This is a genomic window from Streptomyces caeni (assembly GCF_042678285.1).
Taxonomy (GTDB): Bacteria; Actinomycetota; Actinomycetes; order Streptomycetales; family Streptomycetaceae; genus Streptomyces; species Streptomyces caeni.
Map to the genome: position 1 here is coordinate 91,256 of NZ_JBHUDX010000108.1, position 18,940 is coordinate 110,195.

Annotated in this window: 6 protein-coding genes; 3 read left to right on the forward strand and 3 right to left on the reverse strand. The window is 69.2% G+C overall.

All coding sequences use genetic code 11. The features are described from left to right. Positions 1–90 precede the first annotated feature (90 nt). Complete coding sequence (locus tag ACFSL4_RS33360) at positions 91–2,961, forward strand: pPIWI_RE module domain-containing protein (RefSeq protein WP_381091305.1); 2,871 nt, start codon at positions 91–93, stop codon at positions 2,959–2,961. Positions 2,962–5,221: 2,260 nt separating this feature from the next. Here the strand turns inward: ACFSL4_RS33360 and ACFSL4_RS33365 are convergent. Genes ACFSL4_RS33365 through ACFSL4_RS33375 form a run of 3 tightly spaced genes read right to left on the reverse strand, consistent with a single transcriptional unit; the run spans position 5,222 to position 11,091 of the window. Then, on the reverse strand, positions 5,222–5,395 hold the full coding sequence (locus ACFSL4_RS33365; RefSeq protein WP_381091332.1) for a L,D-transpeptidase family protein: 174 nt from the start codon (positions 5,393–5,395) through the stop codon (positions 5,222–5,224). Between the two features lie 15 nt (positions 5,396–5,410). Then, entirely contained in the window at positions 5,411–6,118 is a 708-nt protein-coding gene (locus tag ACFSL4_RS33370) for a LysM peptidoglycan-binding domain-containing protein (protein WP_381091307.1), read from the reverse strand. A gap of 23 nt (positions 6,119–6,141) precedes the next feature. Then, positions 6,142–11,091 carry a LamG-like jellyroll fold domain-containing protein gene (locus ACFSL4_RS33375; protein ID WP_381091309.1) on the reverse strand — a complete coding sequence of 1,650 codons (4,950 nt, stop codon included), beginning with the start codon at positions 11,089–11,091 and terminating at the stop codon, positions 6,142–6,144. A 311-nt stretch (positions 11,092–11,402) separates the two neighbouring features. Between ACFSL4_RS33375 and ACFSL4_RS33380 the strand changes: the two genes are divergently transcribed. Together ACFSL4_RS33380 and ACFSL4_RS33385 are read left to right on the forward strand one after the other, a co-directional pair. Continuing rightward, positions 11,403–17,855: an RHS repeat domain-containing protein gene (locus ACFSL4_RS33380; RefSeq protein WP_381091311.1), complete on the forward strand. Its 6,453-nt coding sequence runs from the start codon at positions 11,403–11,405 to the stop codon at positions 17,853–17,855. Positions 17,856–17,956: 101 nt separating this feature from the next. After that, positions 17,957–18,634 (forward strand): hypothetical protein, encoded by a 678-nt coding sequence (locus ACFSL4_RS33385; RefSeq protein WP_381091313.1) that lies wholly within the window; start codon positions 17,957–17,959, stop codon positions 18,632–18,634. Positions 18,635–18,940 lie beyond the last annotated feature (306 nt).

Genomic DNA, 18,940 nt, shown 5'->3' on the forward strand with positions numbered 1-18,940 from the left:
CACCGCACCACACCGCACCCGCGACGTTTACGCGACGTGTCCGCGTCGCGTCCGAACACTTCACGCCCCGCCCCGAGGAGAACCGGCACCATGGCCTACCAGTACAACCGCCTGGCGGCGTACCTGCCCGATCCGGCACAGGGTCCCTTCGTCGTTCCGATGCACACGCTCTCCCTGCCCGCCCACTGGGAGGAACCACTCCTGCGCATCTACCACGGCGGAATGACCGAGGGACAGGCCGAGCGACGGCGCCGCGTACCCACAGCGGCGGTCAACCAGTTGATGCGCGCCACCGCGCCGGACATCGTCACGGTCGACTCCACGGCACGGTTCGGCTCGGAGTACCCCTGGCTGTACTGCCAGGACGCGTACCCGAGGGCGGTGACGAACATCTACATCGCCACCTGGCTCAAGAGCCTCCCGCGCGATGCCGACGATCCCGAGACCACGGCCCTGCTGATGGACTGCTTCCGTGACCTGGACACCGCGGCCCTCAGCTGGCGGCCCGGCAGGGTCGACCTCCTCGAACAGACGGTGTCGCCCGGAGGAACCGCTCTGCCCGCGCCCCACGTGTACCGGCTGCTCCCCGACGTCCTCGCCGAACGGATCGCGCGCCAGCAACCGTACGAACACCATGGGCAGCAGCTGTCGTTCCGGCAGGTCGCCGGCCGTACCGGTGCCCGTGGTCAGGGAAGCGGAGGCGCCGAGCTGATGTCGAACCTGATCGAGTACGTACCCAGGCGGCGAGGCGGCGGTGACGGCAGGCCGGCCTACTACGCGGCGACCCTCCGTATCACCGTGCGCACCGTTCCCTTCTCACCCGTCCCGCGCGTCCACGTGGCCGCCGGCGTGCGCCGGTTCGTCACCGGCAAGGTCTACATGCCGTACGGCAAGGGCGTGTCCGCCTACCTGCTCCCGGACGACTCCCTCATCCACGACGGCCCACAGCCGCAGCGTTTCGCGGTCGCCATGCTGGAGTGGAAGAACGGCACCACGGACTGGCGTCAGGGCGGAGCAGAAGGCATGCTCGCCCGGATCAGCGCACTCGACGCGCTGCCGTCCCCGGACCGGCTGGTGAAGGAGGCCGACCACTGGATCCACGGCCGGGACGGCATCCGGATCGCGATCGGGCACCAGGCGGCCATGGGCAGGCACACGATCGGCACCGGACTGATGCCCAGTGAACGCCGACGGCTGATCGAGTGGGCGGAGCAGGCGATCGCTCCCGAGTTCGGGCCCGCTCCGAAGGTCGAGCGCAGTGCGTACGCGCGACCGCCCAAGAAACAGCTCAAGAAGCTGCCGCCCATTCCCAAGAACATCGAGAAGAAGGATCCCGAAGACCTCGCGGTCCTCCTGGACGAGCGTGAGCTGAACGCGGCCCACAACGCGCAGGTTCTGCGGGCACGCCTGGCCGAAGCCCTCGACGGGGAAGACCTCGCCGCGGTCGTGCTCCACCAGAACGACGCCATCCGCGATCAGATGATCGCCGCGGCGGAGAAGGGGCTGGGGCTGGCCGGGCACCGGCGTGTGCAGGGCCCCGCTACCTGGGTGTGGGAGGCGGAGGAGCTCACCGTCCGGCTGCACGCTCAGCCCCTGGGGGCCCTCGGTGCACCGCTGGGAGGTGACAGCGTGCCGCGCCGGGGACAGGAACACGACAAGGCCATCGAGGAGCGCCGTACCGGTGTCGCGCGGGCCATGGCCGCCCTGCGGGAAGCCGTCCCCGGGGTGCGGCTGGCGTTCGTGGAGCTCGACGGGCAGGACGCCTTCCGCCACACCAAGCGACGGACCGACCCCAAGCACGCGATCCGCCTCGGCTGTGCGGACGCGGGCCTGGTGACCCAGTTCATCCGTCCACCGGACCCGGACGCCGAGACGGAGGAGGCCCTCGCCGACGCAGGGCTGCGGGCCGCCGCGGCTTGGTCGGACGGCCTGCGCCAGACCGGTATGCGGCTGGTGCCCCAGCACACGCTCGGCGACACGCTCATCCCCGCGAACCTGAACCAGGTGGCCTTCCACCTCGTGGAACGCCGCCTTGACGGGCCCACGGGCAAGCAGCAGTTCACGCCCATCGCGGTACTCATCCGGCCAGGCGCGAAATGCGTGCTGGGCAAGTCGGCCGACATGCACGCATGGGTGCCGTACCCCGAACTCCTCAAGTCGTTGACGGGACGGGTCGAAGGCAGGAGGAACAGCGCGGAGCAGTCGGCACTCACGGCGGCCTTCGTCAAGAAGACCCTCGCACAACTGCGCAGCACCCCGACGCTCGTCCTGGCCCACGCTCAGGACGTCCGGAAGCGCTGGCCGTGGCTGAGGAACGACGGTCTGGAACAGGACAGGCTCGGCCTCGACGGAGGTCCCGTTCAGCGGATTGGCCTGTACGGCAAGCAGCTTCGTGTCGTCCGGATCGCCGACGGCAGCAGGGACGAGACGGCGCAGTGCTGGGCCGAGGCGGAGGAACTCTCTCCCGAGTTGGAGGGCCAGCAGCGTGGGGGCATCGCGATGGGGCTGTGGCGGCCCGGGGTGCGGGGCGACTCGGGCCGCGTCTTCTACAGCACGACCGGCAAGTCCGGCACGCAGCCGAAGCTCACCAACGACGACGCCAAACTGACTCCGCACACCAACGCCTCGGGCAGCAACGCCTACCGGCCGACGGCGAACGCCTGGAACCCGGACCTCCTGGAACTGACGGTCGCGTGCCTCCAACCTGGTGACGACGCGGAGGCATGGGCCGCCTTCGTCCACCAGCAGCGTTTCAGCGAGGACTACCGTGCTGGTCGCGAGGGGTTGGCTTTGCCCTTGATCCTCCATCTTGCGCGGCTCACGGACGATTACGCTCTGCCGCACGAGATCGACGAGGCCCTGGACCCGACGGAGCCCCAGGCTGCGGCCGCGCCGGACGACGCTCTGTCGGGCCAGCTGGCCTTCGACTTCGACCTCGACGACGCGGATGACGATGAGTGACCTACAGGTGGAAGAGGCCAGGATCGTGTCCACCGCACATGGAACACCGGGAGCATCCTCGACTACCTCTACGCCACTTCCTTTGCCGCGCTCTGTCTCTTCGGCGACCGGCTGCAGGAATTCGAAACCGCGTTCAAGGAGCAGCTCGCTGACGTCAGCGAGGGAGACACATTCCCGAAGGAGAACGAGTTCCTGATCCGCTTCGGGAGGCGGAGCAGAAGGCGACGACGACCAGGCCAGACGGGCGCTGGCCGCGCCGAACCAGGCGCGGTGTAGCCAAGCTCAGCGGGCTCCTCCAAAGTCCTCGCCGGTCCGGCTTGTCGCAAATGGCTGAAGTTGAACTGCTAGGCCGACGCTGAGGTGTTCGAGGACGCGATGTACGGCGTCAGTCAGCTACAAGCTGGACGGCACCCCGGCGGCGGGCGACACGTACAAGCGGCGCCGCCAGGCCCTGAACGCCGCTCTCGAACACGTTGTTGCCGCAGGGGAGTTTCCGGAGAACCCGCTTCAGCGAATCCGCCGGAAGCGCGTCGGCTCCACCGACGTGGTGGACCCGCGCGTCCTGGTGAACGCCGTACAGGCCCGGCGGCTGCTCACCGTTGTCTCTACGTCGGCTCGTGGGATCGCTGCCGTGGGCGGCGGCTGGTCGCCTTCTACTCGGTCCTCTACTGCGCGGGGCTACGGCCCGCTGAGGCGGTCGGGCTACGGCTGTCGGACTGCCACCTGCGAGAGAAGGGCTGGGGCACGCTGACGCTGCGGGAGACACGCCTCGTCTCCGGTAAGCAGTGGAGCGACTTCGGGGAGCGCCACGACCGCCGGGGCCTGAAGGCGCGCGAGGCGTCCACCGGCCGGCCGGTCCCCCTCCGCCGGTCCTGGTCGCCATCGGTCGGCTCATCCACCTACTGGCGAGTGTGGGAGGAACCGCGGGAGCACGCGCTCCCGCCGGAGCGCATCGAGTCACCGTTGGCCAGGCGCACTTACGACCTGCGGCACGCTTGCATCGCGCGGTGGCTGAATGCTGGGGTTCCGATCGCTGGGGTGGCCCGGTGGGTCGGCAACTCGCCGGAGGTGATCAACCGCCGCTGTCACGGCTGCATCGATGGCCATGAGGAAGTCGCCAACGCGAAGATCTCGAAAGTCCTGGAGGAGGAGGGTGATATGGAATAGCTGGCAACTCGGTGCCAGGTTTTCGCTGTATTCCATGGTTGTGCTGCCCCTGACACCATGGGTACGGCTGCGTGACGGGAGTGCTGAGGGGGAGCCGGTGGCCCAGTCTGAAGTTCCAGTGGCTTGGATCGGTCTTGGTGGCGTGATCATTGGCGCCGTAGCTACAGCGCTGGGGGCCAGATATACGTCACTCGGGAGTGTCAAGGCCGCGACCATTACACAACTCGACCCCCTCCAAACTGAACTCCACTCCTTCACTTCACCGTTTATCGAGGCAAGGATCCAGCTGATGCCAGCGTTGGGAGGACAAACCCCGTCCGATAGGTGGATAGGGATCGCGCCGACCCTGCCGCGCGCTGCCCCGAGGTGGTGTTCCATGGCGCCTGACCCGCTGGCGCTGTTCGAGAAGCCAGTGATCGTGCGAAGCCACGCTCATCAGGTCGATGGCCAGATTCGCTCTCATCAGGCCCGTGGCGCTCACGCACTGGATTCGGACGCCCACGCGTCCGTACGCGCTCTCCACAAAGAGCTCGGTGATGCGGTTGACGAGTTCTCTCGCGCCCTCAAACGCCTTGCGAAGCGAGGGCTGGGTGTCGTGTAGACACACCGACGTGTGTCGGGGGTGTGTCGCGGAGAGTGATGGATAACGAGAGAGGGCGGGAGCCAGTGAGACTGACTCCCGCCCTCTTCTCTCGGCATCCGCCCTGGTCAGCGCGTGATCTCTACTGATCCTAGGCAAGTGCCCCCGGCAGGGGACACGGAACATGGGAACAGGGAAAGCCCCTGGTTGGGGGCGAGCCGTTGGTGATCCGGAGCATCGTCCGGCTGAACCGGTAGGGCGTCGACAACGGTCGCACGTTTGAGTCCGTGGGGGCGTACGGCACGTCTGGCCAGGGACCGTACAGGATGGACGCGCCGTAGCGGGGCATGGGGATTGTTGGTAGACACCGTGGTGCGTATGCCCTTGGCGAGCCATGTGTCCCTTTTACCGGTTCGAGCGCCTGTGGCATGGGGTCGGTCTTGAGTCCCGTCAGGGGCCGCGGATCGGTGCTCGACCTGCGGCCCCTGACCGTGATGCATCGCCGCGCGGGCGCTAGTGAATGGCGATTACCGGGTGCTGGGCCGGGTCGGTCCAGCGGATGATCTCGGTCATCACCGAGACCGGCAGGGCGACGCATCCTGCCGTGGGGCCGGCCTGTGGGCCGAGGTCGTGGAGGAAGATGCCGGCGCCGCGGCCGGCGACTGCGGGGTTGGTGTTGAAGTTGATGACGAGGGCGTTGTTTTACAGGGTGGGGTAGTTGATGAGGCGTTCGCTGCCGTGGACGCCGGCTTCGGTGAGCGGGAAGCCGTCCTGCTCCGAGGTGCGCATCTGGTTGTAGTAGGGCGAGGAGGGGTCCTCGACCCACCAGTCGTCCGTGGCCACGTGGTGGTAAGGCATCTTCGTCCCGGGGTTGGTACCGACGCCGAAGCCCTGCGTGATCGTGTACGTGCCGGTCGGCGTCGTATCGGTGCCCTGCTTGCGGGTGGCACCGTCGGTCACCCCGTTCGCCCCGGCCCTGGCCTTGGTCGTGGCGTAGACCTTATGCCAGGTGGTTCCGCTCTTCCGCCACGCGATGACGGTGGCGTAGGAGCCGAGGGCCTGGACGGTGATGACCTGGGTCGCCTTGCCCACCGTGACCGGCACGGGGAGGGGCGACGCCGTCGAGGGGGCGGGGAGGGCCAGTCGCTCGCCCGGGTGGATGGTGTACGGACTGGCCGGGTGGTTGGTCCGGGCGATCGCATGCCAGCCGCCGGCCACATGCTCGGCCTGCGCGATGTCGGAAAGGGTGTCGTCGGCTTTCACTGTGTACGTCGTCGTGGCGGCCTGCGCCGGGGCGGCGGCGAGGACGCCGCCCGCGGCGGTGGCGGCGAGGGCCGAGGAGGCCATCGCGATGCGCAGCCGTGCGGGCCGCGGTTTGGCGTGCCGGCCTGAGCCGGTGATGAAAGACATCGGATTCCCGGTTTCCCTGGTCGTTACGGGATCTGCTGGTAGAGGGCGGTGACCTGGTTGGCGGTCAGCGCGTAGTTCCACGCCTGGACGTCGCTGATGGAGCCGGGGAAGAAGTCGCTGTTGGCCCCGTTGTACCTCGAGCGCCCGACGGAGAACGCGCCCGTGGCGCCCCACGACGTCACGTTGGCCGCGGTCCCGGCGAGGGCGCCGTTGACGTAGAGCTGGGCCGTCTTGGTGGCGGCGTTGTAGACGCCGACCAGGTGGGTCCAGGTGTTCGCGGTGGCCCCGGAGGCGTAGGCGAGGGTGAAGGAGGGGCTGGTCGTGTCGGCGTTGGTGAAGGCGAGGGCCCAGCCTGGGCTGCTCTTGTGGGCGTAGTTGTACTGGAGGTAGAAGGGGCTGTTCTGGGTGCCGTCCTGTCCGGCGACCGTCGCGTTGCCGCTGGGCAGCGAGGAGGGCTTGACCCAGGCGGAGACCGAGTAGCTGGCTGTGGTGTCGAGCACTTGGCCGCCGCTCGCGGCGTAGCCGCTGCTGCCGTCGAGCGACAGGACGGTGCCCCGGGTCGCGTCGGTGGCCCAGGTCGTGCCGCCGGTCAGGGTGAGCGGGTTGTTGCCGAGGTTCGGGTTGGCGCCCGCCGCGTTGAGGGTGTTGAGTGTGTCGGTCGCGGCGGTGTCGGTGGCCACCGGCATGCCGTCGCCGTCGTCCAGGTTCCAGGCGTCGACGGGGGAGAGCAGGGCCGTGGTGAGCGCGCCGAAGGCGGGGTTGGACAGGTTGACGTGGTCGCCGCTGTCGGCTGCCGCCGCCAGCTTCTCCTCACCGGTGGCCGAGTCCGTCACGGCCACGGTCGCGTCGAGGTCGGCGAAGTAGACGGCCGGGGTGGCCCAGGGGTTGCCCAGGTTCATGCCGCCGAGGAAGGCGTTGACGTCCGTCCGGTTGGTGTCCGTGGTGCTGGTGCAGGGGTCGTTGGGCGTGGCGCCGTCACCGGTGAAGCCCTCGCAGGGCGTCAGCGAGGTGAGCACCACGTTGATGCCCCAGCCCTGGAGCTGCTGTACGAGCGCGGTGTAGCCGTTGGCGTCCAGGTCGTCGCTGGTGGCCCCGGCCAGCAGGTCTTCGAGGCCGCTGTCCAGGATGACGGTGGAGATGCCGGGCTGGTCGAGGATGTCGCGGTCGAGGCGGGAGAGCACCGACGGCCCACCGATGACACTGCCGTTGTAGGTCTCCGGGTTGTCGGCCATGAGCTGGTTGGACTCGATGCCCTCGGCGATGACGCCGTAGGGGGCGGGCGTCGAGGGCTCGGCGGCGGTCAGCCCGTCGGCCACCCGGTACCCGTTGGAGTTGGGCAGCGTGGTGCCGGGCTGGAACGGGTCGACCAGGTGGTCGCCCAGCACCGCCTCGGTGGGCACGCTCGCCGACTGCACGTCCAGGTCGGTGACCAGATCGGTGAAGTTGCCGTAGGCCGCGGCGTTGGTGGTGAACGGCGTGGCGCTGGTGCTCGTGGTCAGGTCACCGGTGCCGCTCGCGGTGATGTACTCGTAGGAGCCACCCGCGTAGGAGTGCTGCACCAGGTAGGGGACGGCGTTGCTGAGTTGGTAGGAGACCAGCAGGTACTGGCCCGCGGTGACGGTGAACGCCAGCGGGTCGCTGTAGACCATGCCGCCGACGGGGACGGTGACCGACTGGCTGCCGCCGAACTTGAGCGTCGTCGGCGTGCCGGCCGGGACCGAGCCGATCGCGCTCGGGGTGGAGCTGAGGGCGATGGTGGCGTGGCCGATGGAGAGCTTGCTGGTCCCGAGCGCGTTGTCGAGCTTGACGCGGACGGTGCCGCCGGAGACCGAGGGCTTCAGGGCCAGGCGGATGGTCTGGTTGGAGAAGGTGCCGCCGCCCGGCAGTCCGTAGCTGTCCTCGGTGGCGCTGGACCAGGCGCCGGTCCAGGACTGCCCGGCCGGAGCGGCGGCGTAGCTGCCGTTGGCCTCGGTGGTGCCCGCGGTGGTGTTGCGGGTGCCCAGGGCGAAGACGTGCAGGGTCGACTCGCTCGGTCCTGCCGCGCCGGTCAGGTCGGGCATGGTGACCGAGGCGATGGTGCGGGTCGGGTCGACCGGTACCGAGAAGGCGTAGAGCTGGCGGTTGGCCGTGCTCTGGGTGGTGCCGTTGGCGTGCGGGAAGACCGCGGCCGCGATGGAGCTGTCGCTGTTGGACCAGTCGGGCACGGTCAGCATGTAGCTGGTGGTGGTGCCGTCGGTGTAGGTGATCTGGCCGCTGGCCGGGCAGAAGGCGTCGGCGTTCTCGCCGGAGAAGCAGTAGGTGGCGCTGACCCGGGTGCCGGCCGGCACATAGGGGGCGGTGGTGTCACCGGCGATGGCACCGGGGGAGACCAGGTTGGTGTAGGTGGAGGCGGTCAGGAAGACCAGCGCGCTGCCCTGGCCGGAGTATCCGACGGTCTGGTTGGCCGCCAGCAGGTTGTCCTTCTGGCCGGAGCCGAAGGCGGGCAGGGTCATGGTGGCGCCGTCGACGGTCACCTTGCCGCCGCTGGTCCAGCCGGCGTTGGCCCAGTCGGTGGCGGAGAAGCTGTGCCCGTTGCCGTCGAAGTTGGCCGCGGTCATGTTGCTGTCGGCGCTGACGCCGACGTTGTTGAAGCAGGCGGCCAGGCTGGCACAGGTGGTGTTGGGGTGGCCCGCGGCCAGGAACGGGTAGGCGGAGGTGCCGGAGACGTCGCCGGCCCCGTCCACGGCGTAGACGTAGAGGGTGTGCGGGCCGGGCGAGGGCGGGGCGATGGTGACCGTCGCCTTGTTGCTGCTCGCGGTCACGGTCTCGCTCGCCGGCGGGTTGCTGGTCGGCGGCGGCACGTCGAGGTGGTAGACGAACTTGGTCGCGGTGGTGCCGGAGCCGGTGATGTCGAACTTGCCCGCGGTGCCGGCGGCCGCGCCGACGGCGGCGTCGGTGACGTCCGTGTTCGGGAAGAGGTTGCTCTCGGAGGCAAGTGACGGCTCGTCAGGAGCGTTGGGTTCGGCGGTGAAGTGGCAGGTGGGCGACTGGCTGTAGGTGGTGGACGCCATGCCGTCGGTGACCGTGACGTCCCAGTCGACGGTCTTGCCGGCGGTCAGCGTGGAGACGAAGGACGCCGGGAGCGAGGTCGTGGCGTAGGTGCCGCTGGAGAGGTTGTCGCCGCTCTTGAGCGTGTACTTGGTGGTGGTGCCGTCGATCCAGTACCGGAAGGTGGCCTGAAGCTTGTCGCCGTTCGGGTCCTTGACCTTGGCGCGCAGCACCGGCGGGGTGGAGGCGATGGTCTTGCCCATGTACGGGTACGGCGAGGCGGTGTCGCAGGCCGCGTCGGCGGCGCCGGACACGGCGGCCATGGTGGCGGCGGTGGGCGCGCTCGGCGGGTTGTCGTAGAAGATCTGCAGCGTCGGGTTGTGCGAGAACCGTTTGAACCCGAGGTCGTTGCGGCTGGACTCCATGGAGTCCTCGCTCAGGGTGGCGGTGAAGCTGGTGGCGTGGCCGCTTGCCGCGGTCTTGATCGGGCTCAGCACGTTGAAGCCGTTGGTCGTGCTGCCGTTGCCCGGGCAGTAGGTGGGGTTGTACGCCGGCCCGAAGCTCGCCGAGGTCGAGTAGCTGTTGTAGCCGGGGCGGTTGCTCCAGTCCGTGCCGGAGCCGATGCCCTTGGACCAGTGCAGGTTGACCGTCGCGGTGGTGGAGCAGGAGGCCGAGTAGATGTCGGTCGCGTCGACCTGGGCGCTGTTGATGACGGCGCCGAAGATGGTCTTGGACAGGGTCCACTGGTAGATGGCGTGCTCGTCGCCGGTGTTGCAGGAGCCTTCGGGCCAGCCGTTGTAGCCGACGCCGAGGTAGCCGTTGTCGGCCAGTGAGCCGGTCTTGTTGTAGAAGGAGGTGCCCGGGCAGCCCTGCTTGACCTCGTCGAAGGCGGGGTTGGTGTAGTCGACCGGGTGCCAGTTGACCGAGGGGTCGACGAAGACCGGGTAGACGGTCGAGGCGCGGGTGAGCATCGCCCGGTCCGGGACGAGCGTCAGCGCACCGGAGCCGACTCGCGCCCGGACCTGGCCGACGTGTGCGGCCAGACCCGGGTGCGCGGCGTCGGAGGCGTCGGCCGCCACCTTGGCCCCGGCGGGCCGCCGGCCGGCGGGCAGGGTCTGGTTGGAGTCCCACTGCAGCGGTGTGGGCGCGTCCGCCACTACCGCTCCGTGCGCGTCCGTGACGGTGAGCCCGCCGTCCGCGGCGGTGGCCAGGTGCCCGCCGTGCACCCGAGCGCCCAGGCGCAGCGAGGCCAGCGCGTGGTTCCGCGCCGCCGCGGCGTCGTGGACGACCAGGGTCTCGCTGGGACCGCCGGCCGCGTTGGCGGAGACCTGGAGGTCCACGCCGGGAAGCACGGAGGGGTAGGTCGCGGTGGCGCCCGAGACATGAGGGGCCGGCAGGGCGGTGGGCCAGGTGAGGGTGAGCGAGGTGCTCCCGGAGCGGGTGACCGCGAGGGGGGCGGTGCCGCCGCCGGAGAAGGACACGGTGCCGTAGGCGGTGGCCTTCGGAGCCCAACTGCCGTCGGCCCGGTGCACCAGCGTCAGATCCACCGGTACCCAGCGGCCGCTCTGCCGGGTGCGCACCGGCAGCGGGTTGGAGACCGAGCGGAATCCGCCGCCGGGCTCCGCCTGAACCTGCACGGTCGGGCTGGTCAGTGAGGAGACCGCCACCGGCTTGCCGGTGGCGTGGGCCCGCTTGGCGGCGGCCTGCATGGCGGTGGCGTCGGCGGCGCTGGGGCCGAAGCCGTCCGGCAGAACCGGCGAACCGCCGGACTTTGCGGGCGACTTGGCGACGGGGCCACTTTTGCCGGTGATCTGGAGGCCTGCGGTCGGCTGCGCCGCGGCCGCCGGCGCGGAGACCAGTCCGGCAGCGCTGACCGCAAGTACCGCGGCGGCCGCCAGCACCGCGCGCGGTCTGCCGTTTCGCGCGCGTGCGCGAGGTATGGACATCGGATTCCTGTCTCTAGATCTCGGTCGGAGGTCCGACCCGGAGGCGAATGTAAGTGGTCGTCCGGGACCCCGCAAAGATCAATTCGGCATGCTGGGCAATTATGTGACCGGCCATCAGAAAAGTAGCAACATGTCCATGTCGTGAATCTGGCAAGAGATTCTCGCGCGGCAATTCTTGGACGGTCGTCCTGGGTACTTTCCGTTGCGCCTTCAAGATCGACTCAATCGTCATCCCAAGGAGCAAGTTCTTGCCAAGGACGACAGGTTCACGCGCCCGGACGGGCGGACGCGAGAGACCCAAGGGCCCTCTGATGCGCGGACTGACCGCCATGACGGCGGTGATCTCCGTGATCGTGGGCCTCACCGGTACGGCCGAAGCGGCCTCGAACCACCGGCAACCCGGCTTCACCCAGGTCAAGCCGGTCCCGGTGACCGCCTTACGCACCCACTACGGTCCCGTCCGGCATCTGGTCAACTCGCCCTCGCCCAAGGTGAAGTGGCCCAGCGGCACCGCCGTCTTCGCCGCCACCGCGACGAACGGTGCGGCCCCGACGGCAACGGGCCGCGCTGCCGCCAAGACGCATGCGGCATCCGGCACCCGACTCCGGGCGGGCAGCCTCCCGGTCTGGCTGGCCCCCTCCTCCGGCCTCCCCCTCGACCACGCCGCAGTGCGCGTCCTCCCACGGCGGACCGGGCGTTCGGCCGGTGTCGACGGAGTGCTGCTCAAGCTGTCCGGGCTGCCGAGCGGCAGCCACCGAAAGCTCCGAGTTGGCCTTGACTACCGGGACTTCACCGCCGCGTTCGGCGCAGACTGGGGCTCGCGACTGCGACTCGTGCGGCTGCCCGACTGCGCCCTGACCACGCCGCGACTCGCCTCCTGCCGCACCCAGACCCCCGTGGCCTCCGCCAACAGCACCACGGCACAAACCCTTTCGGCCCCGCTCACCCTCGCGAAGAACAGCGTGGTCCTGGCGGCCACCGCCGCGCCGACCGGAGGCGGCGGGGACTTCACCGCCACCTCGCTCAAGCCGTCCGGATCGTGGCAGGCCGGCGGCAGCACCGACGCGTTCACCTGGTCCTACCCGATCACCGGGCCCGGCGTCCCCGGCGGGCTGACGCCCAACCTCTCACTGGGCTACGACTCGCAGAGCGTGGACGGCCTGACCTCGTCCACCAACAACCAGGCATCGGTCGTCGGCGACGGCTTCTCGCTGCCGAGCAACTACGTCGAGCGTTCCTACGGCTCCTGCCACGACAACCCCACCGGCACCACCAAGACCTGGGACAACTGCTGGTCGGCCGACAACCGGCTCACCCTCTCGCTCAACGGCACCACGACCACCCTGATCAAGGACGACACCACAGGGAACTACCGGGCCCAGGGCGACTCCGACGACCGCGTCGAACGGCTGACCGGCGCCACCAACGGCGCCCAGAGCGGCGAGTACTTCCGGGTGACCACGCCGAACGGCACCCAGTACACGTTCGGCCTGAACGAACTGCCGGGGTGGGCGTCGGGGAACACGACCACCGACTCGGTGCTGACCGAGCCGGTCTACGCCACCGCCTCGGGCCAGCCCTGCTACAACTCCACCTGGGCCAACTCCTGGTGCCAGCAGGGCTACCGCTGGATGCTCGACTACGTCAAGGACACCCACGGCGACGTGATGTCCTACTTCTACACACCGACCACCGCCTACTACGCGCGTAACCTCGGCAAGACCGCCGACACCCCCTACGTGCGCGACGCGGTCCTGCAGAAGATCCAGTACGGCCAGCGCGACGGCTCGGTGTACTCCACCAGCCCCGCCGCCCAGGTCACCTTCACCTACAACGGCCGCTGCAACACCTCCGCCACCGGCTGCGCCACCTCCACGCTGACCAGTTCCACCGCGTCGAAGTGGCCGGACGTGCCGTTCGACCTGAACTGCGCCAGCGGCGCCTCCTGCTCGTCCAACTCCCCGACGTTCTGGACCGAGGACGAGCTGACGGGCATTCAGGCCCAGGCGCTGGTCGGCTCCACCGAGACGAACGTCGACTCCTGGGCGTTCACCCACTCCTTCCCCGCCACCGGGGACGCGACCACGCCCTCGCTGTGGCTGAACTCGGTGACCCGCACCGGCCAGGACACCTCCGCCGGCGGTTCCACGTCGGCGCTCGCCATGCCCCAGGTGACCTTCTCCGGCACACCGCTGTCGAACCGGGTGGACCTGACCGACGGCTACCCGCCGATCACCCGCTACCGGCTCAACACCATCACCACCGAGTCCGGCGGCATCATCAGCGTCGGCTACTCGGCCCCTGCCTGCGGCGGTGGCACCCCGAGCGACGCCAGCCAGAACACCTCCCTGTGCTACCCCGGTTACTGGACCCCAACCGGGCAGACCAGCCCGATGCTGGACTGGTTCAACAAGTACATCGTCACCACGGTCACCCAGCAGGACCAGACCGGCGGCGGCGTCAACGACACCATCGTCACCCGCTACATCCCGGTGGGTACCCCCGCCTGGCACCACGACGACAACCCGCTGACCCCCGCCGCCCAGCGCACCTGGGACCAGTGGCGCGGCTACGGCGGCATGAAGGTCACCACGGGCACCGCGCCCGACCCGGCCACCGAGACCGACTACACCTACTTCCGCGGCATGGACGGGGACACCCTGCCCGGCGGCAAGACCCGCTCGGTCACCGTCACCGACTCCCGCGGCGACCCGCCGGTGGTCGACTCGGCCCAGTACGCGGGCCTGACCTACGAGGCGATCCTCTACAACGGGCTGAACAGCGGCAAGGTCGTCAACGACACGATCACCGCCCCCTGGAGCAGCAGCGCCACCGCCGTCCACACGCTGTCCGGCGGGCTGCCGCCGCAGAAGGCGTTCCTGACCGGCCAGAACGCGGTCGATGTCTTCACGCCGCTGGCGTCCGGGTCCACCCGGGAGACCGAGACCGACTACACCCACGACTCCCACGGCCGGGTCACCAAGGTCGACGACAAGGGCGACGTCTCCACCGCGACCGACGACCTGTGCACCACGGCGAGCTACGCGGACAGCACCTCCGCCTGGATCCTCGACCTGGTGGACGAGACGAAGACGGTGTCCGTCAACTGCTCGGCCACCCCGTCGCTCCCGGCCGACGCAGTCAGCGATAAGCGGGTCTTCTACGACGGCTCTGGCACCCTGGGCGCCGCACCCACCGCCGGCGACCCCACCTCGACCCAGCAGGCCACCTCGTACACCGGGTCCACCCCGGTCTACTCGACCATGTCGTCGCTCACCACGGACGTCTACGGCCGAACGCTGACCAGCACCGACGCCGACCAGCGGACCACCAAGACCGCCTACACCCCCACCACCGGGGCCGCACCCACCGCGATCGTCTCCACCGACCCGATGGGCCAGACCCTCAGTCAGACCTACGACGCGCTACGCGGGTTGATGCTGACGCAGACCACCGCGGCCGGCTACGTCACCAAGGCGCAGTATGACGCGCTGGGGCGGATCACCGCCGTGTTCCGGCCCGGGATCACCGCCGCCGCGAACAAGTACAGCTACACGCTCGCCGCCGACAAGCCGAGCTCCGTCATCACCCAGACCCTGAACGACGACGGCAGCTACCGCAGCAGCGAACTGCTGATGGACGCGCTGCTCCGCCCCCGCGAGACGCAGATCGCCACCGTCGACGGCGGCCGGGACGTCACCGACACCGTCTACGACACCAACGGGTGGGTGGCCAAGACCACCGCCCCCTACTACACCACCGGCGCCCCCAGCGCAACGCTGGTACAGGCCCAGGACGGCGACATCCCGTCGGAGACGGGCTTCACCTACGACGGCGCCGGACGCAAAACCGTGTCCACCGCCTACGCGCTGGGCACCGCCACCTGGAACACCACCACCGTCTTCGGCGGCGACTTCACCACCACCGTCCCCCCGAAGGGCGGCGTGGCCGAGACCACGCTCACCGACGCCCGGGGACACCGGACCGACCTGTACCAGTACCACGCGGGCGCCGCGGCCGACCCGGTCCACGACTCCGCCTCCGACTACTCCGACACGCACTACACGTACTATCCGGACGGCCACCAGGCCAGCCAGACCGACCCGGCCGGCAACACCTGGACCTGGACCTACAACCTCCTGGGCGACCAGGTCGCGGCGACCGACCCCGACTCCGGCGCATCCTCGGCGACCTACGACAACGCCGGCCAGCTGCTGACCACGACCGACGCCCGGGGCGACCAGGCCGGCTACACCTACGACAAGGACGGCCGCAGGACGGCGGCCTACGACATCACCGGCAACGCCACCCCGTCCACCGCCAACCAGGTCGCGGCCTGGACGTACGACACGCTGAAGAAGGGGTACCTCACCTCTTCCACCTCCTACCAGCTGGGCACCGGCAGCCCCTCGGTCACCAACGCGGTGCTCGCCTACACCAACATGGGCGAGGTCGCCGCCTCGAAGACCACGCTGGCCAACCTGCCGAGCAACCTGGCGGCACTGGCGCCGTCCGCCGGCTACATCGAGTCCTACACGTACAAGACCACCGGAACCCTGTCGAGCAAGCAGGACCCGGCAAGCGGCGGACTCCCCGCGGAAACCGTCAACTACGGCTACGACCAGTACGGTCAGCCCACCAGCGTGGCCAGCTCCGGCACCAACGCCTGGACCTACGTCTCCGCCATCGGCTACGACGAGTACGGCGATCCCCTCCAGTACTCCATGGGCCCGACCACCAACTGGGTCGATCTGACCCTGCAGTACGACCCGCAGACCGGCCAGCCCACCGACGCCAAGACCACCGACTCCACCAGCGGCACGGTCGTCGACGACACCAGCTACACCTGGGGCAACTCGGCCGTCTCCAAGGGCGCCGGACTGCTCACCTCGACCACCGACAGCCAAAGCGGCGGCTCGGTCGTCGACACCCAGTGCTACGGCTACGACTGGGCGGCCCGTCTCACCGCGGCCTGGAGCGCCACCGACAACTGCGTCGCCACGCCCGCCACCGGCAGCAGTGCCACCGTCGGCGGCACCAGCCCCTACTGGCAGACCTGGACCTACGCCGCCGATGGCCAGCGCCAGACCCAGACCGACCACGACACCACCGGCAACAGCGCCGACGACACCACCACGACCTACCACTACCCGACCGCGGGCTCCGCGACCGACCAGCCGCACACGCTCGGCAGCACCACCGCCACCGGCCCGGCCGCCGCCGCGAACACGGCGTCCTACCACTACGATGCCTCCGGCAACACCACCTCGATCCAGGGCGGAGCACTGGGCGACCAGACCCTGACCTGGAACCACCAGAACCGGCTGGACACCGACACCACGGCGGCCGGCACCACCGGCTACCTCTACGGCCTCGACGGCGGCCTGGTGCTGCGCACCGACCCGACCCAGGCCACGCTCTACCTCGGCGACGAGGAACTGGTGGAGAACACCGCCACCAAGGCGGTGACCGGCACCCGCTACTACTCGGTCAACGGCACCACCGTGGCCGCCCGTTCCAGCAGCGGGAACATCCAGTACCTGATCCCCAACCGGCAGGGCACCGACTACCTGTCCGTCGACTACCAGACCCAGGCGGTGACACGGCGGCAGTACCTGCCCTTCGGCGGTACCCGCGGCACGGCCCCGGCCTCCTGGCTCGGCGACAAGGGCTACGTGGGCGGCACCACCGACACCGCCACCAGCCTGGTCAACCTCGGTCTGCGCGAGTACGACACGCAGACCGGCCGCTTCATCAGCCGCGACCCGAAACTGGAGGCCACCGACCCCTCACAGCTGACGGGCTACGACTACGCCGCCAACAACCCGGTGACCGGCAGCGACCCGACCGGACAGAGCTGGTTCAGCTCCCTGTCCAACGCGGTCTCCAGCCTGGCGGACACCGCCCAGCAGGTCATCGACCGCACCAACGCCCCCATGGCCGCACTCGGCTTCGGGCAGCTGCTGCTCGGCGCGGCCGCGGACGGCCTGGGCGGCGCGCTCATGGCGACCGGCATCGGGGCACTCGGCCCGGGCGAGGCACTGATCCTCGCGGGCTCCGCACTCGCCGTCACCGGCACCGCGACGGTGGCGTCCGCGGTTGCCGCACCGAATATCGCGTATGCCGTGCAGAACGGTGATGGCGGCGGGGGTGGGTCGGACGGCGCGTCCTCGGAGGATTCGGACCGGGACAGGGATGCGCAGTCTCTGCGGCAGGAACACAAAGGCGAGGACGGTGAGCCGCAGCTCACTCTGGACAATGCGTACCGCGCGCTGGATGGTGCCCCGGAGGGGACCCGGGCCCGGGTGATGCCCAAGGAGAACGAGCTCACGAGCAAGCCGAACGCCCCGAAGAAAGAGAAAGTGCACAACCCTGACCTCGAGTACCTCGACCAGCAGGGTGACATTGTCGGCTACGGCGAGGTCAAAACCATTGGAGAGGCCAACGGGACGACATTCAGCAAACGGCTCAACGAGGCTGTTCAGTATCTGCGCTGGCGCCAGGACTGGGCGGGGGGCACGGAGGTCAATGAGATCTTCATCCAGGTCCCCGACCTGGCCGAGGCTCCGGAAGTCAAGCAGTGGGTCCGCAGCTACCAGAACGCTCGCAGGAGCGGCGTGAAGTCGATCCGTGGGTTCCATCTGCGCGTCTACAACGAAAGCGGCAGCAGTCTCGGCGACTTCGACCTGGGTAACAAGGCCGACCAAGGCCATTACGACGAACGTACCCATACCTACTATTCGTCGAACGGCTACTCCTACTGAACCGCCCGCCTGTGCTCGACATCAGACGGTAATCTGAGACACGGGCGGACGCGTCCCGCGAGGGGGTGTCCGCCCGTGTCCCTGTCCGAAAGGCACGTTCCTTGTCCTCGACGCTCTATCGAGTACGCGAGTCCTTTCCCGACGCCCCGAGTGCGTTGACCCGGGCGCGAGCGATCTCGCGCGATCTGGCCGACTGGACCTCCTGCCCCACGCCCAGAATGGAGCCGGTCACCACAGCCGAGCAATACGCCTACGCCCTCTCCGCCTTCGACACCGCCCGCATCTACGGGAACCAGGCAGAACCCGGCGTCGGACCCTGTTTGGACGAACTGCGGCGCCGTACCGTCGTCACGTTCGACAAGGAAGAGCCGTACTCCTGGTTCGCCGGCTACGCGATACTCCGCCCCGACCTGACCGACCTCTGGCCGCTGCCCGAGAAGCTGACTCTCACTCTGGACTCGACGTCGCCTTTCGGTGATCCCTACAGTGAGCCTGACCCCGACAGTACCGAGGAAGAACTGGATGACATGGTTTCCGTTCTCGGACCGCTGTCTCTGAACGTGAACTGGGACTGCGGCTGGCGTGGCCTGTCCGAGTCCAAGGACTGCGGCGTGCAACTCTGCCTGAACAGTGTCTGGACGCGGCAGATCGCCGTGCCGTCACCCGGCGAGTTCGGCGTCTGGATCTCCCTCGGTTCCCGTGTCGCGTGGACGCCCGAGGGCGAAGCCTGGCTCCGCGACTCCGGACTTCCGCTGGGCGAACCCCAGCAAGGCTGGTGACTCGGACGCCCGGAGCTTCGAACGCCCCGGTGGAGGCGAGGCGTGCGCCACTCGCGAGGGGCAACGCTGGTCACGTGGGCGAAGCAACGGGGGTCGGGCAGGCCGCCCAGCGGGCGGTCTCGGCGAGCGGCAGATCGGTGCCGGTCAGCAGCCGGCCTGCCTCGGTGACCTCAGGGGTTCCTTCTCTGCGGCTCTACAGCGAAAGCGGCGGCAGTCTGGGCGACTTCGACCTCGGCAGCGACGCCGATGAAGGCCGTGTCGAGGGACATACCTGCTGTTCGCCGAACGGGTGCTCCTGCTGAGCCG

Bases quoted from the DNA above. Each gene is read 5' to 3' on its own strand.
- ACFSL4_RS33360 (WP_381091305.1), top strand. From the start codon at position 91: ATGGCCTACCAGTACAACCGCCTGGCGGCGTACCTGCCCGATCCGGCA.
- ACFSL4_RS33370 (WP_381091307.1), bottom strand. From the start codon at position 6,118: ATGTCTTTCATCACCGGCTCAGGCCGGCACGCCAAACCGCGGCCCGCA.
- ACFSL4_RS33375 (WP_381091309.1), bottom strand. From the start codon at position 11,091: ATGTCCATACCTCGCGCACGCGCGCGAAACGGCAGACCGCGCGCGGTG.
- ACFSL4_RS33380 (WP_381091311.1), top strand. From the start codon at position 11,403: ATGCGCGGACTGACCGCCATGACGGCGGTGATCTCCGTGATCGTGGGC.